Genomic DNA, 26431 nt, shown 5'->3' on the forward strand with positions numbered 1-26431 from the left:
GATGCTAAAGAAAATAATATATACGCTTTTTATGGCCGGCAGCGGCTTACTCTTTACCTCATGTGAGAAGGTGATAGACGTAGATATAAAAGAGCCGCCTAATCAGCTTGTAATTGAGGGAAATATTACCGATGTATCCGGCACACAAACCATAAAACTCAGCCAGTCTGTGCCGTATACCGACACCAACATTTACCCGCCGGTAAGCGGTGCCGTTGTAACCGTTAGTGATGATACCGGCAACACCTGGACGTTTACGGAAACTGAACCTGGCCAATATACTTTTGGCCCGCTGCAGGGCGTAGCAGGCCGTAAATACACTATGACTGTAACGTTAGACAACAAAACCTATACAGCTACATCAATCATGCCCCAGGCTGTGCCTGTTGACTCATTGAGCATTACGAAAATTAGCTTTGGCAGCACTGAAATAAAAACGGTAGCTGTACATTACACCGACCCCGCGGGCATAGCCAATCAATACAGGTATGTAATGCGTATTAATGGTGTTTTAACCAAACGCATATATGCGAGTAATGACCGGCTGCAGGATGGCAAACCTATAAAAGAACAGCTATTTTACGGAAGGGATGATGACAATAAGGAGCTTGAATCGGGCGATGTAGTTGAGGTAGAAATGCAGGGAATTGATATGCCGGTGTTTAAGTACTGGTTTACACTAAGCCAGCAAACTCAGCGTGGTCCGGGTGGCGGTGTAACCCCGGGCAACCCGCCATCAAATATAAGCGGTGGTGTGCTGGGTTATTTTAGCGCCCACACAACTCAAATAGAGAGCATTACAGTAGATTAAATGCCATAAAAAAAGCACCCTGCTAATAACGGGGTGCTTTGTACGATTTTAATGGTATATTATGATTATAATACTTTTACATTTACCGCATTAAGGCCTTTTCTGCCGTTCTCAACTTCAAATTCTACTTTGTCGTTTTCACGGATCTCGTCAATAAGACCTGTTGAATGAACAAATACGTCCTGGCCACCAGCATCCGGTGTAATAAAACCAAAACCTTTTGTTTCATTAAAAAATTTAACTGTTCCTTGTTTTTGCATTATATTATTATTTATTAAAGCGTGCAAGGTAGGTATAATAATCCGTATAAAAGCAAATATTAAATTATACTTGCTTTACTGCCTAACTCGCCGGGAGTGTTACGCCACAATTGACAAATGGCTCTGGATGGTTTCTTCGGAGTCTTTTACTATCATGCGTATCTTTTCATCAAGCTCATTGATGGTAGTTTGCATAATGCCCAGGTACTCCTGCTCGTTTTTTATATTTTCAGCCTGGTCAAGCTTTATCAGCTCCATAATACCCAGTAAGGAGGCTACCGGTCTTCGTAACTCATGCGATTGAATAATGGCAATGCGGGTAAGAGCTTCGTTCTGGGCTTTTATTTGTTCCTGGTGCATCTTACGTTCAGTAATGTCTACAGATGTAATTGCTGCGCCGATGATCTCGCCCGCGCCATTACGTATAGGAACAAATTTTATTTCGCGCCAGCCTGCATATTCAGTACCGGGCCTTATCATCAGCTCCTTTTTTAATGACCGACCGGCCATAGCCGAAAGCAGGCAGCGTGTTACCTGCCATGATACGTCCTCATCAATAAAATCTAAAATATTGTCGCCCAGTGTTGGCGCCTTTTTATAAATGTTATAAAAATACCCGGCCGCTGATTTATTAAATGCCAATATTTCAAAGTGTTTGCCTATCAGCATGTGCAAATCGTTGCTGCTATCAAACACAGCTTTAAGCTTTAACTCCGAATCGGCTATCTGCATAGCCTGCTGTATAGATTGCTTATGATGTATTTCAAGACTTTGCAAGCTCACATTCAGCTGCATAAGGTTCATAACTTGTTTTGACAGTACCTTTAAAGTTTTCAGCTGAAGATCATTAAGCGTTTTAGGTTCAAAATCAACAACACACAAACTGCCTACTGCGTATCCGTCATCAGTTATCAATGGCGAACCAGCGTAAAACCTCACAAAGGGCGCTGACGCTACAAGCGGATTGGCTGAAAACCTGTCATCAATTGACGTGTCAGGCACAATTGTCAATTCCTCTTGCTCAATGGTATGGTTACATAATGCTATCTCACGCGGGGTGTCTGTCATATCCACACCGGTACTGGCCTTAAACCATTGCATTTCTGCCCCTAATAAAGTAACCAGGGCTACCGGAGTTCCGCACACCTGGGCTGCCAGGTCCACAATGTCTTTTAAGTCCTGGGTGATGGACGCGTCCAGTTGTGTAAACCTGTCTACGGCTCTAAGGCGGCTATACTCGTTGTTCATTTAATATTTGTGTCGGTTAAGATTATTGACAGTCTTGTATATACAACTATACGTTAAATATATGTAATCAGATGTTATATCACCGATATCATATAAAATTTGCCCGATTCCTTTAAGGATAAATTAATAATTTCCTTTTTATCACAAAGAACTCCAGCTTGTAAACCCCTAACACTAATTTAGTTTAAATGTTTGGCTGACGCTTGTAATAAGCGGCGATACTGTTAGTGTTCTGAGTAAACGCTAAGTATCCTGTCTCTTAAATTATAGCCAGATGCCATTACTTCACCATAGGCACCAGCAGTGCGTATGGCTATCAGGTCGCCCCGTTGCGACACCGGCAACTCAACATCTTTACGGAAACAATCTGTGCTCTCACATATCGGCCCTACAACATCATATTTTGTGCCCGGTGCTTGTGCGTTATCCCGCCGGCTCAAATTTTCGATGGCGTGGTAGGCTTGGTATAGCATAGGGCGCATCAGCTCAGTCATGCCTGCGTCTAGTACTAAAAAGTTTTTCTTCTGCCCGTTTTTTACGTATAAAACGCTTGATATTAACGCCGCGCTTTGGGCCACAAGCACCCGCCCCAATTCAAAATGTACCTCTTGGCCCGGCTTTACATTTAAAAAGTCTTTAAACACTTTAAAATAACTTTCAAAGTCGCCAATGGTGTTGGTATCGGGGTTATAATAGTCTACACCTAAACCACCGCCGGTGTTAAGCACCTTCACTTTAAAGCCATGTTCTTCAAACCAATCCTGCATTTCGTTAATACGCAAGCAAAGGCTTTTATACACTTCCAGGTCTGTTATTTGTGAGCCTACGTGGAAGTGTATGCCTACAAACTGAATATTTTTAAGTGTACGCAAGGCGGTAGCCACATCATTCAGCTGCCATGTATTTATGCCGAATTTGTTTTCATCGAGCCCGGTAGTGATATAATGATGCGTGTGCGCGTCAACATTAGGATTAATCCGGATGGCTACGTTAGCTACTTTACCCTTTGCTGCAGCCAAATCGTCAATCACCTCCAGTTCTTGAACCGATTCAACGTTGAAGCAAAAAATATCGGCATCCAACGCGGCATTTATCTCTTTATCAGATTTTCCTACCCCGGCAAAAACAACTTTGTTATTATCAAAGCCATGTTCAATAGCTGCCTTAACCTCGTTCCCACTTACACAATCGGCGCCAAAACCAAATGATTGGATGGTATCAAGCACCCTGGGGTTAAAGTTAGCCTTCATGGCATAGTGCACATGGAAACCATACTTTGATGATGCCTCACGGCAAGCCGATAGTGTTTGGCGCAGCACATTAAGATCGTAGTAATAAAAAGGGGTTTCTGATTGCGAGAAACGGGTTATGGTATCGGTGTTGAACATTTTACTGTAATAAAGCGTCATTGCGAGGCACGAAGCAATCTCTTAAAGTATAATGCCTGAAGTAGCCTAAAAAGATTGCTTCGTGCCTTTGCGATAACGTAATGAGAAAATGAGGTGCTCTATCTAAAAAAGCCCCTTATGCAAACTTTGTAAAGCCTCGTTCTTATATTCGGTTTTTACAAGTACTGACAGGTTGTTACTGCTACCACCGTAAGATATCATGCGGATAGGAATATGTTTAACCGATTCCAATACACGGGCGCCGTAGCCTAACTGATCAGCCCCGAAATCACCAACCACGCATATAATGGTCTGGTCGCTGTCTATTTCTACCGAACCAAAGGTATTTAGTTCGTCAATGATATCTTTTATGTAGGTTGTATCATCAATGGTTAATGATACGGCCACCTCTGATGTGGTGATCATATCAATTGATGTTTTGTAACGCTCAAACACCTCAAAAACCCGGCGAAGGAAACCATACGCCAGCAGCATGCGGCTTGATTGTATTTTTATAGCTGTTATACCATCTTTTGCGGCAATAGATTTTATTTTGTTTTTTTCGCTGTCGTTAGTAATCAGTGTACCTTTTGCCTGGGGGTCCATGGTGTTGAGCAGGCGTACAGGTATTTTATATTTTTGGGCCGGGAACACACTTTGCGGGTGCAATATTTTTGCACCAAAGTACGCCAGCTCGGCCGCCTCGTCAAATGATAGCTGCGCAATAGGCTTTGTCCCTTGCACTACACGCGGATCATTATTGTGCATACCGTCAATATCGGTCCATATCTGTACTTCCTCACTGCGTATACCGGCTCCTATAAGTGAAGCTGTGTAATCGCTGCCGCCGCGGCGCAGGTTGTCAATTTCGCCAAAACTGTTGCGGCAAATATATCCCTGGGTAATAAACAGGTTGTTATCAGGGTGCGCCTCAAGCAACGGTGTTAAATGCGAAGTAATGTGTTCTACAACGGGCTCATTATCCTCGTCAGTTTTCATAAAGTCAAGTGCAGGCAACAATACTGATGGCACGCCTATCTCTTTCAGGTATACATGATACAGAGTGGTAGATAATAACTCACCCTGGGCCAATATTACTTTATCCTCTATCGGTGTAAACAAGTCGTTGGCAAAGCCGCTAAGCAGGCCAAAGTGGTAGTCTATCACTTCTTTACCCTGTGCCAAAAACTCGGGTTTTGCTAAAAGTTCCTTTATAAAAATTTCGTATTTATCTTTCAGGGCAGCAATTAATCCGGCCGCCTTAGGTTTATCCCCGGCAAGGTATGCCTGCCCTATTTCAACCAAACTATTGGTAGTGCCCGATACTGCAGACAGTACTACAATTTGCCTTTGCGATGCATTAACTATGTCCAGCAGTTTTTTCATCCTCTCAGGACTGCCTACTGATGTACCGCCAAATTTTAAAACTTTCATTATTTATACGTTCATTTTAGCCAAAAAACCGAGGTGTTGCTGCACCTTTTTTAGCGGCGCTAAAAATAGGATTTTTAGCGGGTTATAGCTAATGCAAAACCAAATTAAATTTGCAGCTTATTTGCGGCTATATGGTGTTGTTGCTATACCACAACAAAGGGTTATACATATTTTAAAACTTTAAGAAATAGTTTCCGTTTAGTGATAAATATTAATATTCTTGTATCAATTACGATACACTGAAACAAGGCTTTAAATATTCATCTCTGAACTATGATAAAAATAAAATTTGGTACCGATGGCTGGCGTGCGATAATCGCCGACGATTTCACCGTTGAAAATGTTAAACGCGTTGCCTATGCTACCGCATTATGGCTTAAACAGGAGTTTGAAAACCCAACCGCTGTGGTAGGCAGCGACCCGCGTTTTGCGGGGCCCTTATTTGCCGATGTTACAACACAGGTACTTGCCTCGCAGGGGGTTAAAGTTTTCCGGGCCTCAAACGTATTTGTATCTACACCTATGATATCATTGGGCACGGTACGTAAAGAAGCATCTGCGGGTATTATCATCACAGCAAGTCATAATCCGCCCGCTTATAATGGCTACAAAATAAAAGCTTCATACGGCGGCCCGGCCACACCGGACGATATTGAGAAAGTAGAATCGCAGATACCGGATACCATAGACCTAAAATTAAAAACCGTAAAGGAATATGAAGCCGATGGCCTGGTGGAATTTATAGACCTTGAAGATATGTACGTAAAACATGTTGAAGCCAGCTTTGACATGGATGCTATACGTAACAGTGGGCTTAATTGGGCTTATGATGGCATGTACGGTGCCGGCCAGAATGTAATGCGCCGCATATTACCGGATATCACCTTTCTGCACAGTGAACACAATCCCGGTTTTGACGGGCAGGCACCTGAACCTATTCAGCGTAATTTAAAAGAGTTTGAAGAACTGATTAAATTATCGGAGGGCGAAATAGCCTCGGGCCTGGTTACCGACGGCGACGCGGACCGTATTGGCCTGTATGACAGCCAGGGCAACTTTGTGGATTCGCACCATATACTGCTGATGCTGATACACTATATGTACAAAGTTAAAGGTCAGAACGGGGATGTATATTCAACATTTTCGTGCACCAGTAAGATACAGAAACTTTGTGATGCCTACGGTTTAAATAACACCGTAACTAAAATCGGCTTCAAATACATTTGCGACCTTATCGTTAACTCGGGCCGTCCGTTTTTGGTTGGTGGCGAAGAGTCGGGCGGTATTGCCGCAGCAGGCCATATCCCCGAGCGCGACGGTATATGGATAGGCCTTATTATTTGGGAGTTTATGGCAAAAACCGGCCGCAGCCTTACTGATATTGTAAATGAGATTTATGACGTGGTAGGCAAATTTGCAGTTGAGCGTTACGATTTGCACGTTACCGAAGAGCTTAAACAAAAGATAATAAGCAATAGCAAAGGCGGCGTTTACGGTGGCTTCGGCAGCCTAAAGGTGGTACGCACCGAAGACATGGACGGTTTTAAATTCTTCTTTGAGGATGACACCTGGGTTATGATACGCCCGTCAGGCACAGAGCCTGTATTGCGTGTGTACGCCGAAGCGCCAACCAGCGCAGATTCATTCAGGATATTGGATATGGTGAAAGCAGATTTGCTGGCATCGTAATATTTTAGTGTTTAAAGCAAAAGAAAAGGAACTTGCATAGCGGGTTCCTTTTCTTTTGGAACTTTTGTCCATTTTTATAATCGTCATTGAGCGCGAAAAAGTTGATCGAAAAATGATTCTCAGGATAAACTGATATAAGATAAACTTTACGACGGCAATATTCGGATGTTGAATAGCATGCCCTGCAGCGTAATACGCAGTTGTCCATCTTTCGCGGAAAAAAAGCCAAAACCACTTCAATCAAGTTGCCTGCAAACAATTTAATTAAAAGCAGGAAATGATTATGAGCTTGCCGAAGGGCAGGCTTTTTAACATTATAAATTATTCTGTTGATAAACAGTTAATTAAAAAAAACATTTCTAAACTCATCATGTATATACATAATAACATGCATATATTTGATACACCGTTTATAACCCGCCGGTTAATTAAAACTTACAAAAATTGAATTTGTATAAGCGACTGAAGATGCTGCTTTAGCTTTTCATTTGTATATGCATAAACAATCAACCATGTAAAATAACCACATCTATAAACCACAAATTACCAATGAACTATGAAAAAGAAACATTTGATTTTAGGGTTATCGTTTGCTGCCCTCGGCTTCTCGTCATGCCAAAAATCCGAACAACTATCCAAAAATCCCGCGTCGACAGACAGGGCTAAAGTTGCTAACGGTACCATTGTTGACGCCGCTTTTACCGGCTATTTCCGTCGTACCAGCGGCTGGACAGCAGGCGATGCTACCTTATCAATACCAGTAACCCAAATAGTACCACTAATTTCACCCACAACATTTGGCTGTTCGGCGATAGTCATTTAGATGGCATAAACACCGCCAACGAGCCTGATACACGCAACTGCATGTTTGATATCAACAACTGCATGATGCGGCAGTCCGGTTATGCGGATAACTTTACAACTGTTATAAGTTCGGGCACTGGTGGCGCGCGCACTACCTTCAAATTCCCCGAAAACAACTCCAATATCTACAACAATAACCGCCTGTGGCCGCACCACGGCTTTGAAAGCGGAAACACTGTTAGTGCATTTTTTGGCGCTTATAACGGTTCAATGCAGTTTCAGGGCAACTACCTTGCTGAGTTTAATTATAACATTACATCGTCATCGGGCATCACAATGACTAAATTAAATTACCTTAATACTTCGGGAATTGCCTGGGGACAGTGGACCATTTCGCAAGGCGATTCGGTATTTGTGTATGGTACCAAGCTATATGAAACCACCTACAATACAAGCGCGGCGTATGTAGCAAGGGTATTAAAAACCAAGCTAAAATCATCAACCGCCGGCGACTGGAAGTTTTGGACCGGCACGTCGTGGAGCAACTCGCCTACTGCCGCAGCGCCAATCAGAACCGGCTTATCTAACCACCTTAGTGTAGTAAAATTCCTTAACACTTCGGGCCAGGCCAGGTATGCTATTATAAACCAGGAAGTTAATTTTGGAACTTGTAATGCAGGCACTAAAATATATTCATACGGTTTAGCCAGTACACCTACAGGCCCTTTTAATACGCAAAAGGTGCTTTACACTATTACTGATAAATTGCCAGGCGCGCCAGCCGGATCAAATACTATGCTTACGTATGATGCGCAAGCCCATCCCGAACACGCGGGATTAGGTTTACTGCTGATATCATACAATGTGAACGGCGACTGTACCGGCACCTGCAACCCATGGACGCTCCAGGTACCTGCCGATGGTTACAGGCCTAAATTTATCAGAACCGACATAAAAGATATTGATGCAAGCCTGGCAAGCGTAGCACAAACCTGGTAATTAATTTAATATATATGATTAGCCGGCTGAACATTCAGCCGGCTTTTTTGTGCGTGTGCGTGTGCATTATTTTTTATTAATTTGCGGCATGAAACGCTTGCTACCGTTTTTGTTAATGAATATACTTTGCCTGCAATTAAGCGCCCAGGTAAAAGATACACTCCTAAAGCCAATTCCATCACAGCTTGAAAGCTTATCAAACGACACTTTACTTACCCGGCATAATCTATCGCAAATATGGCTGCAAACAAAAAATGCAGATGTATTGGGCTTTATTGGTGCGGATTACCAACGCATACACATAAAATTTATTGAGGTTAAAAAAAGCCAAACTGCACACGATATTTATCAGGTTTACGGAAAATCAATGGTAAAAAATAACGTGGCCGAATTTAGGGGTAAGCTTACCGTAACGCAGATATTTAAAAAAGCTAACTCACCACGCGGGTTGGCACGTTATGTACTTACAGGGGATTATGAATTTGCCGAAGATAAAAACTTACCGCACGCGGGCATTTTTAGGGGCTTTTTTGTAACCAAAATCTATGTAGATGCGGCGGGGAAAGCGCATTATGACGATCTGGAAAAGGCCCATTCTGACTATGCTAATAACCAGTTCTCGGGAGACTGGCTTAATTACGACAATATACAGGTGCAACGCTGCAACTGGGGCGACTACCGTATAGCCGGAGCCGGCGAACTTGATTCAGGCACCGCTAACTTTTTCCCTTACGCCAGATATGCTGATAAAGGCTGGCAAAATTTTGTAGAGGCCGCACAGGAAGGGCTTAAGGGCGACCAGGCAAAAAAAGAAGAAATCAGGGAATGGTGGAAATAAACCAAACCGTTAATATAAAAATATATGAGCCAGCAAGACAACGATTTAATTGCAGAGATATTTGACGCTTTGAAGCAAAAGTTCGACGTGGAATACACCGAACTACAGGACTTTGAACCTACTCAGTTTTCATCCTTTAACCAATATAACAAAGTTGGGGTAGTGAAAAAAATTGCCATAAAAAGGGCGGGTACAGGATACCTTTCGTTTATTAAAACACCTACCACGCTTTTACAGCTATGGGGGTCAGTGAAAATTAATAAAGACTTTGGGCACGTGTTGATACGGCCCGAGAAATTTGCTGACAAATTGCAAGAATTGATAAAACCGGTAGAGATAGACTTCCCGGACGATAAACTATTCAGCCAAATGAATTATGTAGTGGCTAATGACAGGCAAAAAGCAGTTGCAGCCGTAACCAGCGGTTTCAGGAATATTGTTGCCGAATTGCAGGAAGATGAGTTTGTGATAGAAATTATCAATGACCAGCTGATCATCAATATTAAAAGAGAGCCATCGCCGGAGGTTGCCAAAAAACTGTACAAGTTTATTGTTGCAGCGGCGTTACTGCATTAAGATAAGTAAGCTACAAAAAGCCGCGGCACTATCATAATGCCGCGGCTTTATTGTAAACGTTTTTTAGTTACAAAGGTTAAGTTTAACCGAAAAAACAGAACCCAAAGGTTTGGAGCTTTGCGGCCCATTCACTATGCCATTGGTGCCTGTGGGATCAAAATTAATGGTGCCGTTAAACACGCCCGAAGCATATAGCTTTCCGTTGCTGGTTACATGTAAACTCATTGGTATTACATATTGAATTACAAATTTAGTAGCGTAAGTAGTGTAGTCAAATAATGGCTTATTGAAACCCAAAGTACCGCCGGGGGTTACTTTTACTAATCGTGTGGAGTTTCCAAGGTCATAGTCTTCACGGTTAGATAAATATGTATTTCCGGCGTCATCTACCGTTACTGCTGAAAATTTGCTGTACAGGATATCTCTTTTCCATACCAGCGAACCGTTAGCTGCAAATTTGCTCAGTTCTTTTTTATAATGGCGATAAACGTTTGAGCTACCGTCAACATACAAGGTACCGGGGGCACCGCCCTGGGCTACATTATACACAGGTGAGGCTGTAGATGTGTATTTGGCAACGTAACCAACGCTTGATGCGCCGGTTTTTGTGTAAGGTACAATAAAGTTGCCTGCTTTATCAACCAATAGCTGGTATGCCCTATAAATAACCGGCGACGCTACTGCGCCTCTGAAATTACCGTCAGTGCTAAGTTTAACAATAAACCGATTTTTAAATGTAGTGGTCATGTTGAATACGCCCGGACCCGGATCAAGATCAGCACCGGGAGCTGAAAACTGGCCCGAAACATACACGTTATTGTTTCCGTCAGTTGCCAGCAGAGGTTCGTTCAACCCTGTCGGAATATTCAGGCTCTTTGTCCACGAATCTGCTCCGTTAGAGAGGTTGACTTTAGTGATTTGCAGGGTATAATTACCGTCTCTCAAAATGTAATAAAGACTATTGTCGCTCCCCAGCACGGTTGGGCAATTAGGCAGCGGCATTCTTCTAACCCATTTAAATGCACCCGAAGCATCCAGCTTTACAATATAATAAAAACGGCCTGTTATATTTACTACACCCGGGCCGGGGTCAACATCCGTAACGGCACCCTGTTCTGTAAGGGCACCCTTTACGTAAATATTCCCTGCATTATCTACATGAGCGCCGTAACCCTCCTGCCGGCCTGTGCTTTTAATCTTTTGCCCAATCAAACATGTTACATGAAGCAGCTGTGGTTTCAAGCGCAATAGGTTCGGGCTTTATTAAAGATTCTTCTTTTTTGCATGATAGAACTGACGCTACGCAAATAGCTATAATGGCTGGTGAAAATTTCTTAAACATATATAATAAAGATATTAGGATTAGTAACACAGTAATAATTACAATGTACAAAAACTTATCTTACCTTTTCAGTAAATATATTTGGAGTTTAACGTGGCTCTTTGGCAACGGTATGTATATCGCTATTCAGGTAGTCTTTCTCTATAAGCCCGTCGCGCATACGTACAATACGGTGGGCATGCTGGGCTATATCTTCCTCGTGGGTAACAAGTATGATGGTGTTGCCTTTGGCATGGATATCTTCAATAAGGCCCATTATTTCAATGGAGGTTTTGGTATCAAGGTTACCGGTAGGCTCGTCCGCTAGTATGATTGACGGATTATTTATCAGGGCGCGTGCTACGGCTACACGTTGCCGCTGACCGCCCGAAAGTTCGTTAGGTTTGTGGCTAACACGGTTGCCCAGCCCTACATTCTCCAACGCTTTTTGCGCACGGGCGGAGCGCTCCTGCTTGCCTATCCCGGCGTACACCAGCGGTAAAGCCACATTATCCAGCGATGTATTGCGTGGCAGTAAGTTAAACGTTTGAAAAACGAACCCTATTTCGGCGTTGCGTACTTCGGCCAGTTCGTTGTCGCTCATTTTGCTCACGTTAATGCCATTAAGTATATACTCGCCTTTGGTTGGGGTATCCAAACAGCCCAATATATTCATTAGCGTAGATTTGCCTGAACCTGATGGACCCATCAGTGCGACAAATTCGCCTTTGTTAATAGTAAGCGATACAGATTTTAGCGCGTGTATAACCTCTGTACCAATTACATATTTACGCCCAACATCTTTAATGGAAATAAGTGGCTGCATTATTTTTTGTGGTTAGACTAATGTATGGTACAGAATGTTACATGCTTAGTCCCGAAATTCAAAAGCAAAGTAAGTTGGATCCGTCATTCTGGCTCTTACGACATCCGGAATTTCGGACGACAACATTTATTTCTCAATTACCTTGGCTACCAAAAAGTGGTTTTCATCGTGCTTTGGCGCGTTGCTTAAAGCTTCATGCGTGGTAATGGTTTGTTTAATTACATCCTCGCGCAATACGTTTTTCTCGTCAGTCATGTACACCAGTGGCTCAACGCCTGAGGTGTCAACTTCGTTCAGTTTGGCCATGAAATCAAGTATGCGGCTCATATCTTTGATCATTTCCTGCTTTTCGTCCTCGGCAAGTTCCAAACGTGCAAGGTGAGCTATCTTATCTACAGTTTCTTTATCAATCGTCATGCGCTTTCCAGTTTTTGTTTGATAATGCCGTGTACCATATCGCGCAGCATATCTGAATCGTCAGGTGTTAAGTGTGCCGTTTCAACAGGCTTATGTACAAATATATTACAAACCCCCGGTTTACTGCCATATTTACGCCCATCGTCCCATAAAATTTCCCAGGTGTTTGTTGACGTTACCGGGATTATAGGTATTTTATGTTCTATAGCCAGCCGAAACGGGCCATTTTTAAACGCGATGAGTTGAGGCGGGTAAATATCAGATATGGTACCCTCAGGAAAAATCACCATGGTGGTGCCGGCTTGCAACCTGTCAGACGCGGCTTTAAAAGCACGGAATGATGACATTTTACTGTCGCGGTTAACAGGTATGTCAACCGTACGGAAAAATAACCCCGTAACCACACCTTTCAACAACTCGTCCTTACCCATAAAGCTGATGTTGTTTTTAAAAGCGATGCTAACCGCCGTTATATCAAGATTGGATGTATGATTAGGGCAGATGATATAAGTTTTGCTCCAGTCAATCCGTTGCTCAAACTCAATATGATAGGTTATACCCGCCAACAATGAACTGAGGAACCCCCAGATGCGGCGCATCTTGTTCATGTTTTTATACCGCGAAGGTTTACGTGAAAAGTAATACAAAAACGGCCATAACGCAAAATAAAAAAAGCCCACACTGTACCTGTAAAACTGGGTGTGCACTCTTTTCAATATCAATTTCATCGCCACCAAAAATATAAAAAATACTTACTTTCGCCCCTATGGAAACTGTTGTTAGTGGTATCCGGTCAACCGGCAACCTGCATTTGGGCAATTATTACGGCGCTATACAAAACTTTATAAAAATGCAGCACGAGTATAATTGCTATTTCTTTATAGCCGACCTGCACTCGCTTACCACCCACCCCACTCCTGAAAATTTGCATAACAGTGTAAAACAGGTGTTGGTTGAATACCTGGCCGCGGGTATCGATCCTGAAAAGGCTACGATATACGTACAATCAGATGTTCCGGAAATATCAGAACTGTATTTGTACCTCAACATGAACGCCTACCTGGGCGAACTGGAACGCAGCACATCTTTTAAAGATAAAGTACGCGCGCAGCCCGATAACGTTAATGCCGGCCTGCTCACCTACCCTGTGTTAATGGCCGCTGATATCATCATACACAAAGCTACCAAAGTGCCGGTTGGCAAAGACCAGGAGCAACACCTTGAAATGGCGCGTACCTTTGGCAACCGCTTTAACCGTTTATATAACAATGATTATTTCCCTGAACCCTTCGCTTTTAGCTATGGCGAAAGCCTGGTAAAAATTCCTGGACTTGACGGTAAAGGAAAGATGGGCAAATCAGAGGGAGAAGCCAATGCTATCTTTTTAGCAGACGCGCCTGAAGTAATCCGCAAAAAAGTAATGCGTGCGGTTACAGACAGCGGCCCTACCCAGGAAAATCAGCAAAAGCCGCAGGAGATACAAAACCTGTTTGACCTGATGAAAGTAGTATCGCTGGAAGAAACCGTTCAATACTATGATCACGCATATAACACAATGAGCATACGTTACGGCGACTTAAAAAAACAGCTTGCCGAAGATATGATTTTGGCTACCGCGCCTATACGGGAGAAAATAAATGATATTGCCGGCGATGCGGGTTATATTCGCAAAGTGGCACGTTTGGGGGCTGAAAAAGCGCGCGAAAGTGCATCAAAAACACTGCGCGATGTGCGGGAAATTATCGGCTTCAGAAGTTTTTAGTACGCAGTAGATGCTGATGAGCCACAGTCTGTGGGTTCCCTTGTATCGCGGATAGATCAAAGCGTGCAAACTATCGGCCATAGCGTACATACAATTAACTAAAACTATTATCTTTGGTTATGGTCTGTGGACCATCAACCATGGACTAACACATTTATTTATGCATATCGCTATCGTAGGAAACATAGGTGCCGGCAAAACCACACTGACAGAATTACTGGCAAAAAATTACGTGTGGGACCCGCTGTTTGAAGCGGTAGACAATAACCCCTACCTGGAAGATTTTTACAGTGATATGAAACGCTGGAGTTTTAACCTGCAGATATACTTTTTAAATAGCCGCTACCGCCAGATAATTGATATCCAGAAAATGGGCGGTAATATTATACAGGACCGTACCATTTACGAAGATGCTTACATTTTTGCAGAAAACCTGCACGATATGGGCTTGATGACCACGCGCGATTATGAAAGCTATCGCGCCATTTTTGATAATATCACCTCGTTTATAAAACCACCCGACCTGCTGATATACCTTAAGGCATCAGTACCTACCCTCGTAAATAACATACAGCGCCGCGGCCGCGAGTACGAAAGCGGTATAAGGCTGGATTACCTGTCAAAACTTAACGAAAAGTACCAGAAATGGATAAGTGGCTACACCCTGGGCAAAGTGCTTGTTGTAGATATGGACACGCTTGATTTTGCTAATAATACCGAAGACCTGAGCAGTATTGTGCAAATGGTGGAGAGGGAAATAAACGGGCTGTTTTAATTACAAAATACGATGTACGATTTACGGTTTCTCGGCAGCGTGTTGCAATGATCATTAAAATCCTAATTCGTAATCTAGAGTCATAAATGAATATACTTGGCATAATTCCCGCGCGCTACGCATCCAGCCGTTTCCCCGGCAAGCCGTTAGTTGATATTGGCGGTAAAACCATGATACAGCGGGTGTACGAACAGGCCCGGAAATGCGCGGCCCTGGCTGAGGTTATTGTTGCTACGGATGACGACCGGATATTTGACCATGTGATAGGATTTGGCGGCAATGCAGCCATGACCGCCGATAGCCATGAAAGCGGCACCGACCGTTGTGCAGAAGTGGCGCTGCAATATCCCGGTTACAACGTGATTATTAACATCCAGGGCGATGAACCTTATATAGATCCTGAACAGATAAACAAGCTGGCATCATGCTTTGCCGACAGCGGAACCCAGCTTGCTACCTTAATTAAAAAAATAAATACCACTACAGAATTGCTGAATATTAATTCGCCCAAAGTAGTGATCAATAGCTTACGCGAGGCGGTTTATTTCTCACGTTCACCGCTCCCCTTTCTGCGCGGTATCGAACCCGACCAATGGCTAACGCACCATAAATACTTTAAACACATCGGCATTTACGGCTACCGCGCGGACATTTTACAGCAAATCACCAAACTATCCGTATCATCGTTAGAATCAGCTGAAAAACTGGAACAATTGAGGTGGATAGAAAACGGCTACCGTATTAAGGTGGCTGAAACTGAGCTCGAAACCTTCGCTATTGACACACCTGAAGATTTGAATATTTTGTTGAACCGTTAAAGCCGGTGATTTACCAGGTTTAATTTGCATCAGCAATACTACTTGTTATATGATAGCTGGCAGGCGGGATTAGCCATGAGAATTTAGCTTATACTGTTGCAAAAACCATTTCCTGCCCGTTAAGGTTATACCTGCAAAAGGTATCAATATGTACAGCCGTAAAAAATCTGCTCTTAAGTTTTTTATTTTGATCACTACCGCCGCTATATGGGTATCCTGCAGCGACCAGGGCGGTATGGGTATATTTAAAAAGCAATCGCCGCACGAGGCTTACGGACAAAAGCTGAAAGATGCGGGGCTTGACCGAACAGCTATAGGCCGCAAATGGCTGTTACGCTCAACAGAAATACTTATCGCTCCGCTTAATATTACTATTCCTTACAAAGAAACAGGCTATTTTGCTGCTGACAAGCCAGGCGGTACAGCCTTACGGTTTGAGGCGATACGGGGGAAAAAATTAAACATCAGCCTGGAAAAAAAACCAGTGCAAAATTATAATGTTTATGTCGACCTGTTCCAGTTAAAAGAGAACAACACACTAAAACTTGTGGCCTCTGCCGATACATCTGGCCAGGCTTTAGAATATGAAATTAAGCAAGCCGGCAAATATGTCATCCGGCTGCAGCCCGAGTTGCTGCAAAGCGGCGAATATACCTTAACTGTGACGGCCGGACCTTCGCTCGGGTTCCCGGTATCAGAAACTGCAAAGCCGCGCATCGGTAGTTTTTGGGGCGATAACCGCGACGACAACGGCCGCAAGCATGAAGGCATTGATATATTCGCACCGAAGGGTACCCCGGCAGTTGCCGCGGCAAACGGAACCGTAAATAATGTCACCGAAAACACACTTGGCGGCAAGGTTGTATTCTTCCGTCCTGAAAATGCCGACTATACCCTTTATTATGCACACCTGGACGAGCAGTTGGTACAGCCCGGCCAAACGTTGTTAAAAGGTGATACGGTGGGGCTGGTAGGCAATACAGGCAACGCACGTAACACACCGTCCCATCTCCATTTTGGTATATATACATTTGGCGGCACCATTGACCCCCTCGCTTTTGTTGATAAAACTATCAAGCCCCCTCCTGCTATTATCGCTTCTACAACCCGTTTAAATGCCACCATACGTACAGATAATATCACCAACAAGCTGTATGATGCGCCTACTGAAAAAGGCGCCACCCTTTTAAACTTACCTAAACATGCGGTTTTAAACGTTGATGCAGCAGCCGGGTCATTTTATAAGGTGCAGCTGCCGGATGGATTGACCGGCTATATCAGCAGCCGGGCGGTTACGGACGCTAACATTTTGCGCAGCATTACCCTTAAAAACGGGCAGCCATTGCTTAATGCACCGGACAGCTTAAATGCCCCGCGTAAAAAGACATTGGCGGCCGGCAATAAAGTAGCTGTACTCGGCGCTTATAGAAATTATTATTTAGTAAAGGATGAGGGGGAAACGGGCTGGATATTGCAGTAACTATTCTTCGCTAAACACCCTATATTAGTCGTAAAAAAATTATGACTAAAAACCTTACTCTTGTCACGCTGATATTTTTTTCAGTATTAAGCGCATCAGCCCAAAAACGCGGATTTGTAGTTACAACCCAGGTCGATACTATTGCGTGTAAAATCAAAGTATCGATATTTGGCCAGGCCTCATACCAGCCCGAAAACAAGGAAAAATACATACCAATCACAGCGAAAACCATTAGCTACTACTGCAGGATAAAAGACAGCACGAAAAGACAGGCAGCAAGGGCAGTATTTATGCCCAAAGGTAAAAAGCGCGTTTTTGTTGATCTTGTGCAGGAAGGAGATATAAATATTTATGAGATTAACCGTGGCGGGTATAACACACCCAACACAAGTATGTGGTATGTAGATAAAGGAACAGATACCTTAAAAGAGCTTAAAACTAACGCTGTGATGGGGAAAAGAAAGCAGCGCAAAGAAATGTTTGCTGCGATGCTGAAAGATAAGCCTGCTATATACGAGAAATTTATGGCTGACGATAGTTTTGGATTTGAGGCGATCAGCGACATCGTTTACTTATATAACTCAACACCTCCGTATAAAAGCTCAGCATGGCGTAAAGACCAGTCATTATTTTTAAAGTGGCTTTACCGATAGTTTAATACTCCCAAAATAGCTACTAATGTTTTACTAAATATAAATATGAGTTTGCCCTCTGCAGAACAAACTCATATTCGTAGCAACATTACTTCGTTACCATCAGCTTGTGGGTATAAACCTTTTTGCCAATGTGCACTTTAACAACATATAGCTGACCGGCACTCTCAGGAGCCTGGAGGTCCACTATCTGCTTTAAGCTGCCTAAACCTTCTATACGTTTTATTTGCTTACCTGTAGGATTGTAAAACAATGCTATAATTTTATCGCTTGCCGCACCTTTGGCATCAACAGTTACTACGCCGTTTGAAGGATTGGGGTATAAGCTCACTGAATGATTGACCAGCGAAAGCTGCTCTTCGGCCGGCGCCGCTGTACCGGCCATACGGCCGCCTACTGCAGGCCACCGGCTAACAACTGCAGTAAGTGGCACGTCAATGTTACTTACCAGCGCCGCAGCTTGTGTACGCGAGGTTGCGGGCTTTAAAAAGAAGTTAGTTTCGGTAAGCGAGGCGTTTTGATAATTTGAACCGTCAAACGTTTGGCTTGCGTCGGTAAAGCGCGGATCGGTATTAGGGAGTTGATGATGCGGGCTGGCGTATGTAGCCTCCTGGTTAATATACATGCCGCTTGATCCCCAGGCCTTACCGTCGCCGCCGGTGCATTGGTAGGTAGCGTCTGCAGGGTTGGTTGACGGCGTGTTGGTATCCAGATAATATGAAGTTAACGCCAGTGGAGTTATGTTATGTGTTAATTTATAGTGCCTGAATATGGTACCCGATGCACTGCTCATCATTTGCCAGGTTAAGGGCCCGGCAGTTATCACATCCGGCGATCCGTCAACAGGTATGCCGGTTTGGCCGGTCACCGGATCAAGCGTACCGCCGGTAGTATTGTTGTTATTGCTGTACCGCATATTACCGGCCAGCGGGCTATAATCCCAAAAATCCATCATGCCCGGAATTTGGTGCACTCTCAAATCAGTTCTGATAACTTCAAACTGATCATAATATAAAAACTCGCGCTGCGTAAGCGGCCCGCTGCAGGCCCCCATGTGCGAACGTATTGCCCTCACCGGGCCCGATTTATTAACAATGTAAGCACCTGCGCAGGTTGTAAAATTATCTTCGTTATGGCAGCTGTTAATTTTAAATTGATTACGGTGCCTGTCCACCATGTCTACACCTAATGAGTTATCTACTGTAACCTTTACCACATCTTCAATCCACCTGTCTGAAAAACCGATCTGGTAAAACGGCGATGTTACCGTTGAATTTTCCGGGTGATGGCCGAAGGTGTAATTCGCCTTGTACTGCGCAGGACCATAAGATATAGTACCCACCTTAAATGAGAAGTTATAATTTACATAAGATTTTCCTGCCGATTGCTGCAGCCCACCGGTTGAGGATTTTTTGAATATATAGATGTACGATGCCGGCGCCGTAGGGTTATTACCGTCGGTAACCGTTATCATAGCACCGGCCGAAGCTTGCACACCTGTTGGGTACGATGCAGATACAGGTGCCTGGTCGCCGCCGGCGTCGCGGGCCATAAATACTACTTCATCATCATTATCAAAAGTTGTGGTAGCATCAGTACCAACCCAGGTGTTAGCATCGCAGTATTGCAGGCTGCTGAAAAGGCTGTATGGCTGCGACGACCAACCTTCGCGTGTAGTAGCGGTATTATAAATAGTGCCACCGTTAACGGTTTTTCTTTCGTCTACCTGCAAAGGCACCTGCTGCCAATTGCCAATACTGGCTTTGTAGATAAATGCAACCAGTTCATCAGCTGCAAATGTATTTACCGGGGTTGCCCCAAAATCGCTGCCCTTTAATACTACAGGCGTGCCATTACGCACACTGGTACCGCTGTACGTACCTCCTGGCGTACCACTTGGCGGGCCGCATGGCGAACCCGCCAAAGCACTGGGTTGATTTACAGTTACCGTTACCTGTTTAGGTGGCGAACAACTGCCGTAAGTTACGGTGTAAGTGGTAGTTGCAGATGGGCTTGCTACCACCGAAGCGCCGGTAGTAGCACTTAGCCCCGTAGCCGGCGACCACGTGTAGCTTGCGCTGCCTGTTGCAGTTAGCGTGGTACTGCCACCCGGGCAAATGCTTACATTGGGCGAAACAGTGGGTGTGCCGGTTATAGTGATAGTTTTATTATAAATTGCCGGTGCGCCAGTATAACAGGTGCTGTTGGGTACTGCCTCGCACCGTATAGTATGTGAACCTGCACTTAAACTGCTGGTTGTAAACGGTGTACCATAATAGGTAGATGTTTGAAAAACGTTATCAACATACCATCTGGTTGAATAATAATTATAAACGCCGTTAACCCATGGATAAAAGGTAACGGCCTCACCCTGGCAGGCCGTGCTTGGTGAGGTTACAGTAACGCTTGGATTATCCGGCGGATATATAGTGGTTGTTAATGTGAGTGAACCAGTGGGCTGACTTGCCGGGCCGTTAATATAATAAACGGTTAACGTGAATGTACCGGTTGCGATAGCGTTTATGGTAACACCGCTCCCGCTTAAACCCGATAATCCTCCGGGTATATTCGGCGAAACCGTCCAACTGGTAGCGGTAGCATTAAATATGCCCAGGTTGGTTGATGTACCGTAACACAAGTTACCCGATGTTATGGTAACATAAGGCGCCTGCGCCGCCGCGTTATTGGTAAAGCCATAAACTAATAAAACTGTGGCCAGCAATAACCGGCACAACCGCAGGTTAACGCGGCTTTGATAGGAGGTAGTTTTCATAAAATAATGATAGGTTATAAATAATTGAGTCAGCTAAAATAATTTAGCAACACCAGTTTTAACGATGGCCGCTGTTATAAGGTTACCATAATTTATCTGAATGCCGGATAACAGAATGCTTTTACACAATCACTATTTTCTCAACAACGTTTAAAAACACCGGGGGATTTTCTATCTTTGTATCCCGTACACAAACATTTGGTTTCGGCCTAAAACCGCTGCCAAAATTTCAAAAAACAACATGACCAAATACATTTTTGTTACGGGCGGCGTTACTTCGTCGTTGGGTAAAGGCATTATTTCCGCATCATTAGCTAAACTTTTACAGGCACGCGGTTACCGGGTAACCATTCAAAAGTTCGATCCGTACATCAACGTGGATCCCGGAACACTGAACCCGTACGAGCATGGCGAATGCTATGTTACCGAAGATGGTGCTGAAACCGACCTTGACCTCGGTCATTACGAGCGTTTTTTGAATACCCCTACTTCACAGGCTAATAATATTACTACCGGCCGTATCTATCAAAATGTAATTACCCGCGAACGCGAGGGCGCTTTTTTAGGTAAAACGGTACAGGTGGTGCCCCATATTACCGACGAGATAAAACGCAATTTCCAGATATTGGGCGAAAGCGGTGATTATGATATCGTAATAACAGAAATTGGCGGCACCGTCGGCGACATAGAGTCGTTGCCGTTTGTAGAAGCGGTAAGGCAGTTCAGGTGGGAAGTTGGCTCCAGTAACTCACTGGTTATACACTTAACGCTTATCCCATTTTTGGCTGCTGCCGGCGAGTTAAAAACCAAACCTACCCAGCACTCGGTAAAAATGCTGCTTGAATATGGTATACAGCCGGATATACTGGTTTGCCGTACAGAGCACCGCATTAGCCAGGACATCCGTAAAAAAATAGCCCTGTTTTGTAATGTTAATATCAACGCAGTTATCGAGTCGATAGATGCATCGACCATATACGATGTACCCCTGCTGATGTTAAAAGAGCAGTTGGATAAGACGGTATTAACTAAATTAAAGCTACCACTTAAACATGAGCCCGACCTGGAAAGCTGGAAAGACTTCTTAGGTCGTTTAAAAAACCCAACCTCAGAGGTGCGCATTGGTTTGGTTGGTAAATACGTGGAGTTGCCCGATGCATATAAATCTATAGTTGAGGCATTTATACACGCCGGCGCTAAAAACGAATGTAAGGTTAGGGTTGATTATATTCACTCCGAGCAATTAACTGTTGAGAACGCTGTTGAACGCCTTAAAGGGTTGCACGGCGTATTGGTAGCCCCCGGCTTTGGCGAACGTGGCTTTGAAGGTAAAATAGAAGCTATACGTTACGTGCGCGAAAATAATATCCCTTTCTTTGGCATTTGCCTGGGCATGCAATGTGCCGTGGTTGAATTTGGCCGTAATGTTTTAGGTCTGAAAGATGCCCACAGCATCGAGATGAATCCGGATACGAAAAACCCGGTTATCAGCATGATGGAAGAACAGAAAAAGATAACGGCAAAAGGCGGCACCATGCGCCTGGGCTCATACCCGTGCGACCTTAAACGCGGAACAAAAGCAGCTTCTATATACGGCAAAACCCACATCACAGAACGCCATCGCCATCGCTATGAGTTTAATAACGAGTATCTTAAACAGTACGAAAGCGCAGGTATGATTCCTTCAGGCATTAATCCGCAAAATAACCTGGTTGAGATAGTTGAACTTAAAAACCACCCTTACTTTGTAGGTTCGCAGTTCCACCCCGAATTAAAATCAACAGTTGATAATCCGCACCCACTTTTTATTAACTTTGTCGCCGCTTCGCTGGCGTATGCCCGCAAGAGTTAATTACGTACGATAAGATATAATGGATAGAAATACATTCACAGGATTATTCCTGATCATGGTGATAATGGTGGGAGGATTTTACTTTCTTCAGCCATCAGCCGATGAGATTAAAAAGCAAAAGGAAGTTCTGCATGCCGACTCAGTTAAAAAAGGCTTAATTAAAACTAACGCTACTGCCAAACAACCTACCGCCAACACCGATACAGCAGCGCAAGCGCAGGTAATTGACTCAGCTGCGTTAAAAGCACCGTTCGGCGCGGCTACCATAGGCACACAACAACTGGTTACCTTACAAAACACCGAAGTAAAAATACAACTCAGCACACTTGGTGGCAAAGTACACTCTGTTGAACTAAATGATTACAAAACGTTTGATAATAAGCCGCTTGTATTGTTTGACAGCGATGGCAATAAGTTTGGTTTTACGTTTGCAGCGGGTACCAGCAACATCAACACCAATAACCTGTATTTCGCGCCCGCAGGCACAGCTACAGATTCGTCGGTAACATTGCGCCTTACCTATTCGCCAACGCAGTATATCGACTATATTTATAAACTGGGCAAAGGCTTTAAGCTGGCGCTTACAATTAAAGCAACCGGTTTAGAGAATGTAATATCAAACCTTGGAACGCTTAATTTGAACTGGACCGCGAGCCTGCACAAGCAGGAAAAGGACATGAAACAGGAGCGTGAATACTCAACTGTATACTTTAAGGATATGGATGGGGAAACTGACCACCTGAGTGTGAGCGAAGATGAGACAGAAGATATCACTGACCGTAAGATACAGTGGGTGTCATTCAAGCAGCACTTTTTTTCAAACGTACTGATAGTAAAACAGGGTGCAGAAAAGGCTAAACTTGGTGTAAGCACCAACGTTAATGACACTACCGACATTAAGCAAATGAGCGCTAACCTGGCCATTGCACGCAGCGCCGACGGTACTTTCCCGATGGAGTTTTACTTTGGCCCTAATAAATTCACCTTACTTGAAGACCAGGGTTATGATCTGCAGGACCAGGTGGACATTGGCTGGGGACCTTTAAAATATATCAATCGTTATGCAGTGTTACCGCTGTTTAACTTTCTTAACCAGTTTAACTGGAACTACGGCTTAATTATATTAGTACTTACTATTGTGCTTAAGGTGGTACTATCTCCGCTTACTTACAAGTCATACCTTTCAATGGCTAAAATGCGTGTGCTTAAGCCGGAGATGGACGAGATTAAAGCCAAAGTGGGAGAAGACAATCCTACCCTTTTACAACAGGAATACTTAAAGCTATATAAAAAAGCAGGCGTTAACCCGTTGGGCGGATGTTTGCCGCTATTGCTGCAAATGCCTATTGTAATCGCTTTCTTCCGCTTTTTCCCAAGCTTGTTTGAGCTACGTGGGGAAAGCTTCTGGTGGATGCATGACCTATCCACTTATGACGCGATTATCACCTTTTCGCCGCTGCCCATAATCGGCTGGACACATATTAGCTTAATGTGCTTGCTGATGACCATATCAACGTTAATTTATACGTGGTTTAACAACCAGATATCGGGTGCAACAGGCCAGATGAAGTACATTGGGTACATTACGCCTTTAATATTCTTCGGAGTGCTAAACAGCTACCCTGCCGGTTTGAACTATTATTACTTTTTGGCCAACATGCTTACCTTTTTACAGCAGTACCTGATTAAATTTATGGTAGATGATAAAAAGATACATGCCCAGATACAAGAGAACAAAAAGAAACCGGAAGATGCCAAAAAGAAAAAATCAGGCTTTGCTGCCAAGATGGAAGAAATGATGCGCCAGCAGCAGCAAGTACAAAAAGGTAAAAATAAATAATTCAGCGATTAAGAGATCAGTTTATACTGGCTTAACGATATAACAAAGCGGCTCAACGGCCGCTTTTGTTATTATTAACGAACTTATATCACTGCTTACTAATCCATATATTTTACTATAATAATTAGCAAAATAATTCTACATTTGAATTATGTATGCGATAGTGGATATAGAGACGACAGGAGGCCACGCCAGTGCCAATGGCATCACCGAGATAGCCATATGCATACATGATGGCAGCAAAATAATAAAACGCTTTGAGAGCCTGGTTAATCCGCAGCGGGATATACCTGTGTATATAAGGGCATTAACCGGTATTACCAATGAGATGGTGCAGAACGCGCCTCTGTTTAAGGATATAGCCCATGAGGTATTTCAACTGCTGCACGGTAAAATATTTGTAGCACACAATGTTAATTTTGATTTCTCGTTTTTGCGTTATCATTTATCACAGGCGGGTTACGAGTTGCAATGTAATAAGCTGTGTACCGTGCGACTTGGCCGCAAAATTATGCCCGGATTTCCGTCATACAGCCTGGGCAAGCTTTGCACTCAACTTGGTATTATAAACAATAGCCGCCACCGTGCCATGGGTGACGCCGAAGCTACCGCTACCTTATTCAGCCTTTACCTTGAACGTGATGGCACCGGGCACATAACAAAGGCGCTTAAACAAAATTCGCGCGAGCAGGTGCTGCCGCCAAACCTGCCTAAAGCAGATATCGAACAATTGCCATATACACCCGGCGTGTATTACTTTCATGATAGCAAAGGCAAAGTAATTTATGTAGGAAAGGCCAAAAATATACGCAAGCGGGTATGTAGCCATTTTACCGGCAATAATCCCGGCCCGCAACGGCAAGAGTTTTTGCGCAATATCCACAACATCACTTATCAAATTTGCGGTACCGAACTTATTGCATTTGTATTGGAAGCGGTAGAGATTAAACGGCTATGGCCAAAATATAACCGCTCACTCAAACGGTTTGAACACGCTTATGCCTTGTATGATTACGTTGACCAGCGTGGCTATGTGCGGCTGGCTATAGATAAACACCGCAAATATCAGCAGCCATTATATACCTGCAACACATTGTATGAAGGGTACGGCCTGGTGAACCGCCTGATAGAAGAGTTTGAGCTGTGCCCTAAATTGTGCTTTATTCAAAAAAACAACGCGGTTTGCAACAGCATACATGCCGAAAACTGCGCCTGCTGCGGCGGCATGTCTGCCGATGATTATAATGCAAAGGTAAATGCCGCCGTTGACTCATTAAACGAAGCCTTACCCACTTTTGCTATACGCGATGAAGGCCGCACACATGATGAACACAGCTGTATTTTAATTGAAAAAGGACGGTTTTACGGTATGGGTTATATATCACATTATTTTAACGCCGATAATGTGCAGCAGTTAAAAAATCATCTTACCCCCTACCCGGGTAATGATTATATCAGGAACATGGTAGCCGGTTACGCATCCAGGTATCCTGAACGAAAGCTGATATTCAGCTAAGGCACACGGTTATCACCATTGAAATTCATCAATTTTTTGTATTTGCCTGATGTGTCGCGGCGAAAAGTTTGAAGCATCAGGCTATAACGCGGTTTAAATACCGAGTCGCCTACGTTTAACAATTGCTTTTCGCCCGGCATAAAAGATGCAGCCCAAAACCATCCGTTTTTATAATGATATTGGTAACCGCCACTATGATGTTCAACCTTAGTTATTGTGGCTGCCAGGGGGTCTCGAAGCAGGTGTGTTTCATACATGTAGTTCTTAAAATTAAAATACACCAAAACAGCCAACACAGGAAGTATAATCCACTTTACAAACTGCTGTATTTTTCCAAGCAATAAAAATAAT

25 protein-coding genes are annotated in these 26431 nt (G+C 43.7%); 14 read left to right on the top strand and 11 right to left on the bottom strand.

The features are described 5' to 3' along the window. Position 1 precedes the first annotated feature (1 nt). Positions 2–811 (top strand): DUF4249 domain-containing protein, encoded by an 810-nt coding sequence (locus tag DJ568_RS00590; RefSeq protein ID WP_114003289.1) that lies wholly within the window; start codon positions 2–4, stop codon positions 809–811. A gap of 65 nt (positions 812–876) precedes the next feature. On the opposite strand, the gene DJ568_RS00595 is transcribed toward DJ568_RS00590, so the two are convergent. The 4 genes from DJ568_RS00595 to DJ568_RS00610 form a co-directional block, all read right to left on the bottom strand. Then, positions 877–1071 (bottom strand): cold-shock protein, encoded by a 195-nt coding sequence (locus tag DJ568_RS00595; protein WP_114003785.1) that lies wholly within the window; start codon positions 1069–1071, stop codon positions 877–879. Between the two features lie 99 nt (positions 1072–1170). Then, positions 1171–2319, bottom strand: a complete 1149-nt coding sequence (locus DJ568_RS00600; protein ID WP_114003290.1) for a GAF domain-containing protein — start codon at positions 2317–2319, stop codon at positions 1171–1173. 224 nt (positions 2320–2543) lie between these two features. Further along, complete coding sequence (lysA, locus tag DJ568_RS00605) at positions 2544–3707, bottom strand: diaminopimelate decarboxylase (RefSeq protein WP_114003786.1); 1164 nt, start codon at positions 3705–3707, stop codon at positions 2544–2546. Between the two features lie 123 nt (positions 3708–3830). Further along, positions 3831–5141, bottom strand: a complete 1311-nt coding sequence (locus tag DJ568_RS00610; RefSeq protein ID WP_114003291.1) for an aspartate kinase — start codon at positions 5139–5141, stop codon at positions 3831–3833. Between the two features lie 273 nt (positions 5142–5414). On the opposite strand from DJ568_RS00610, the gene DJ568_RS00615 reads away from it, so the two are divergent. The 5 genes from DJ568_RS00615 to DJ568_RS00635 all read left to right on the top strand — a co-directional run bounded on the left by DJ568_RS00615 (position 5415) and on the right by DJ568_RS00635 (position 10047). Next, a complete protein-coding gene (locus DJ568_RS00615) occupies positions 5415–6830 on the top strand; it encodes a phosphohexomutase domain-containing protein (protein ID WP_114003292.1) in 1416 nt (471 codons plus the stop codon). Positions 6831–7386: 556 nt separating this feature from the next. After that, on the top strand, positions 7387–7653 hold the full coding sequence (locus DJ568_RS00620) for a hypothetical protein (RefSeq protein ID WP_114003293.1): 267 nt from the start codon (positions 7387–7389) through the stop codon (positions 7651–7653). A 62-nt stretch (positions 7654–7715) separates the two neighbouring features. Then, a complete protein-coding gene (locus DJ568_RS00625; RefSeq protein WP_114003294.1) occupies positions 7716–8633 on the top strand; it encodes a hypothetical protein in 918 nt (305 codons plus the stop codon). Between the two features lie 88 nt (positions 8634–8721). Next, entirely contained in the window at positions 8722–9471 is a 750-nt protein-coding gene (locus tag DJ568_RS00630) for a hypothetical protein (RefSeq protein ID WP_114003295.1), read from the top strand. A 24-nt stretch (positions 9472–9495) separates the two neighbouring features. After that, a complete protein-coding gene (locus DJ568_RS00635; protein WP_114003296.1) occupies positions 9496–10047 on the top strand; it encodes a hypothetical protein in 552 nt (183 codons plus the stop codon). Between the two features lie 63 nt (positions 10048–10110). On the opposite strand, the gene DJ568_RS00640 is transcribed toward DJ568_RS00635, so the two are convergent. The 5 genes from DJ568_RS00640 to DJ568_RS00655 form a co-directional block, all read right to left on the bottom strand. Beyond that, positions 10111–11259 (bottom strand): NHL repeat-containing protein, encoded by a 1149-nt coding sequence (locus DJ568_RS00640; protein WP_114003297.1) that lies wholly within the window; start codon positions 11257–11259, stop codon positions 10111–10113. Further along, positions 11240–11389: a hypothetical protein gene (locus DJ568_RS17135; protein ID WP_158534844.1), complete on the bottom strand. Its 150-nt coding sequence runs from the start codon at positions 11387–11389 to the stop codon at positions 11240–11242. Before DJ568_RS17135 ends, DJ568_RS00640 begins: the two co-directional genes overlap by 20 nt. A gap of 88 nt (positions 11390–11477) precedes the next feature. Continuing rightward, positions 11478–12194, bottom strand: a complete 717-nt coding sequence (locus DJ568_RS00645; protein WP_114003298.1) for an ABC transporter ATP-binding protein — start codon at positions 12192–12194, stop codon at positions 11478–11480. A gap of 126 nt (positions 12195–12320) precedes the next feature. Continuing rightward, on the bottom strand, positions 12321–12611 hold the full coding sequence (gene gatC, locus DJ568_RS00650; RefSeq protein WP_114003299.1) for an Asp-tRNA(Asn)/Glu-tRNA(Gln) amidotransferase subunit GatC: 291 nt from the start codon (positions 12609–12611) through the stop codon (positions 12321–12323). Further along, complete coding sequence (locus tag DJ568_RS00655; protein ID WP_114003300.1) at positions 12608–13339, bottom strand: lysophospholipid acyltransferase family protein; 732 nt, start codon at positions 13337–13339, stop codon at positions 12608–12610. Before DJ568_RS00655 ends, gatC begins: the two co-directional genes overlap by 4 nt. Positions 13340–13377: 38 nt before the next feature. Here DJ568_RS00655 and trpS point away from each other — a divergent pair, with 38 nt between their 5' ends. From trpS to DJ568_RS00680, 5 genes are all read left to right on the top strand, one after another. After that, entirely contained in the window at positions 13378–14373 is a 996-nt protein-coding gene (gene trpS, locus DJ568_RS00660; protein WP_114003301.1) for a tryptophan--tRNA ligase, read from the top strand. 160 nt (positions 14374–14533) lie between these two features. Beyond that, the gene (locus DJ568_RS00665; RefSeq protein WP_114003302.1) at positions 14534–15148 is read left to right on the top strand and encodes a deoxynucleoside kinase; all 615 of its coding nucleotides are present in this window, start codon (positions 14534–14536) and stop codon (positions 15146–15148) included. A gap of 86 nt (positions 15149–15234) precedes the next feature. After that, positions 15235–15966 (top strand): 3-deoxy-manno-octulosonate cytidylyltransferase, encoded by a 732-nt coding sequence (gene kdsB, locus DJ568_RS00670; RefSeq protein ID WP_114003303.1) that lies wholly within the window; start codon positions 15235–15237, stop codon positions 15964–15966. 187 nt (positions 15967–16153) lie between these two features. After that, the gene (locus DJ568_RS00675; protein WP_158534845.1) at positions 16154–17446 is read left to right on the top strand and encodes a M23 family metallopeptidase; all 1293 of its coding nucleotides are present in this window, start codon (positions 16154–16156) and stop codon (positions 17444–17446) included. Positions 17447–17487: 41 nt separating this feature from the next. Continuing rightward, positions 17488–18099, top strand: coding sequence for a hypothetical protein (locus DJ568_RS00680; protein ID WP_114003305.1), 612 nt, complete (start codon positions 17488–17490; stop codon positions 18097–18099). A gap of 88 nt (positions 18100–18187) precedes the next feature. On the opposite strand, the gene DJ568_RS00685 is transcribed toward DJ568_RS00680, so the two are convergent. Continuing rightward, complete coding sequence (locus DJ568_RS00685; protein ID WP_114003306.1) at positions 18188–20872, bottom strand: T9SS type A sorting domain-containing protein; 2685 nt, start codon at positions 20870–20872, stop codon at positions 18188–18190. A 241-nt stretch (positions 20873–21113) separates the two neighbouring features. On the opposite strand from DJ568_RS00685, the gene DJ568_RS00690 reads away from it, so the two are divergent. The 3 genes from DJ568_RS00690 to DJ568_RS00700 all read left to right on the top strand — a co-directional run bounded on the left by DJ568_RS00690 (position 21114) and on the right by DJ568_RS00700 (position 26080). Beyond that, positions 21114–22724 (top strand): CTP synthase, encoded by a 1611-nt coding sequence (locus DJ568_RS00690; protein WP_114003307.1) that lies wholly within the window; start codon positions 21114–21116, stop codon positions 22722–22724. A gap of 19 nt (positions 22725–22743) precedes the next feature. Then, a complete protein-coding gene (gene yidC / locus DJ568_RS00695; protein WP_114003308.1) occupies positions 22744–24564 on the top strand; it encodes a membrane protein insertase YidC in 1821 nt (606 codons plus the stop codon). Positions 24565–24715: 151 nt separating this feature from the next. Beyond that, positions 24716–26080: an exonuclease domain-containing protein gene (locus DJ568_RS00700; RefSeq protein ID WP_114003309.1), complete on the top strand. Its 1365-nt coding sequence runs from the start codon at positions 24716–24718 to the stop codon at positions 26078–26080. Here the strand turns inward: DJ568_RS00700 and DJ568_RS00705 are convergent. Beyond that, entirely contained in the window at positions 26077–26337 is a 261-nt protein-coding gene (locus DJ568_RS00705) for a hypothetical protein (protein ID WP_147238679.1), read from the bottom strand. The genes DJ568_RS00700 and DJ568_RS00705 overlap by 4 nt on opposite strands. Positions 26338–26431 lie beyond the last annotated feature (94 nt).

Source organism: Mucilaginibacter hurinus (assembly GCF_003324525.1).
In the GTDB taxonomy this organism is placed as follows: domain Bacteria; phylum Bacteroidota; class Bacteroidia; order Sphingobacteriales; family Sphingobacteriaceae; genus Mucilaginibacter; species Mucilaginibacter hurinus.

What these genes read in the sequence shown, in the direction of transcription:
- DJ568_RS00705 (WP_147238679.1), bottom strand. Translation starts at nt 26,337, where the DNA reads ATGTATGAAACACACCTGCTTCGAGACCCCCTGGCAGCCACAATAACT.
- DJ568_RS00680 (WP_114003305.1), top strand. Translation starts at nt 17,488, where the DNA reads ATGACTAAAAACCTTACTCTTGTCACGCTGATATTTTTTTCAGTATTA.
- DJ568_RS00665 (WP_114003302.1), top strand. Translation starts at nt 14,534, where the DNA reads ATGCATATCGCTATCGTAGGAAACATAGGTGCCGGCAAAACCACACTG.
- DJ568_RS00645 (WP_114003298.1), bottom strand. Translation starts at nt 12,194, where the DNA reads ATGCAGCCACTTATTTCCATTAAAGATGTTGGGCGTAAATATGTAATT.
- DJ568_RS00630 (WP_114003295.1), top strand. Translation starts at nt 8,722, where the DNA reads ATGAAACGCTTGCTACCGTTTTTGTTAATGAATATACTTTGCCTGCAA.
- DJ568_RS00685 (WP_114003306.1), bottom strand. Translation starts at nt 20,872, where the DNA reads ATGAAAACTACCTCCTATCAAAGCCGCGTTAACCTGCGGTTGTGCCGG.
- DJ568_RS00620 (WP_114003293.1), top strand. Translation starts at nt 7,387, where the DNA reads ATGAAAAAGAAACATTTGATTTTAGGGTTATCGTTTGCTGCCCTCGGC.
- DJ568_RS00600 (WP_114003290.1), bottom strand. Translation starts at nt 2,319, where the DNA reads ATGAACAACGAGTATAGCCGCCTTAGAGCCGTAGACAGGTTTACACAA.
- DJ568_RS00595 (WP_114003785.1), bottom strand. Translation starts at nt 1,071, where the DNA reads ATGCAAAAACAAGGAACAGTTAAATTTTTTAATGAAACAAAAGGTTTT.
- DJ568_RS00615 (WP_114003292.1), top strand. Translation starts at nt 5,415, where the DNA reads ATGATAAAAATAAAATTTGGTACCGATGGCTGGCGTGCGATAATCGCC.
- DJ568_RS17135 (WP_158534844.1), bottom strand. Translation starts at nt 11,389, where the DNA reads ATGTTTAAGAAATTTTCACCAGCCATTATAGCTATTTGCGTAGCGTCA.
- DJ568_RS00655 (WP_114003300.1), bottom strand. Translation starts at nt 13,339, where the DNA reads ATGAAATTGATATTGAAAAGAGTGCACACCCAGTTTTACAGGTACAGT.
- DJ568_RS00635 (WP_114003296.1), top strand. Translation starts at nt 9,496, where the DNA reads ATGAGCCAGCAAGACAACGATTTAATTGCAGAGATATTTGACGCTTTG.
- DJ568_RS00625 (WP_114003294.1), top strand. Translation starts at nt 7,716, where the DNA reads ATGATGCGGCAGTCCGGTTATGCGGATAACTTTACAACTGTTATAAGT.
- DJ568_RS00700 (WP_114003309.1), top strand. Translation starts at nt 24,716, where the DNA reads ATGTATGCGATAGTGGATATAGAGACGACAGGAGGCCACGCCAGTGCC.
- yidC (WP_114003308.1), top strand. Translation starts at nt 22,744, where the DNA reads ATGGATAGAAATACATTCACAGGATTATTCCTGATCATGGTGATAATG.
- lysA (WP_114003786.1), bottom strand. Translation starts at nt 3,707, where the DNA reads ATGTTCAACACCGATACCATAACCCGTTTCTCGCAATCAGAAACCCCT.
- kdsB (WP_114003303.1), top strand. Translation starts at nt 15,235, where the DNA reads ATGAATATACTTGGCATAATTCCCGCGCGCTACGCATCCAGCCGTTTC.
- DJ568_RS00590 (WP_114003289.1), top strand. Translation starts at nt 2, where the DNA reads ATGCTAAAGAAAATAATATATACGCTTTTTATGGCCGGCAGCGGCTTA.
- gatC (WP_114003299.1), bottom strand. Translation starts at nt 12,611, where the DNA reads ATGACGATTGATAAAGAAACTGTAGATAAGATAGCTCACCTTGCACGT.
- DJ568_RS00690 (WP_114003307.1), top strand. Translation starts at nt 21,114, where the DNA reads ATGACCAAATACATTTTTGTTACGGGCGGCGTTACTTCGTCGTTGGGT.
- DJ568_RS00610 (WP_114003291.1), bottom strand. Translation starts at nt 5,141, where the DNA reads ATGAAAGTTTTAAAATTTGGCGGTACATCAGTAGGCAGTCCTGAGAGG.
- trpS (WP_114003301.1), top strand. Translation starts at nt 13,378, where the DNA reads ATGGAAACTGTTGTTAGTGGTATCCGGTCAACCGGCAACCTGCATTTG.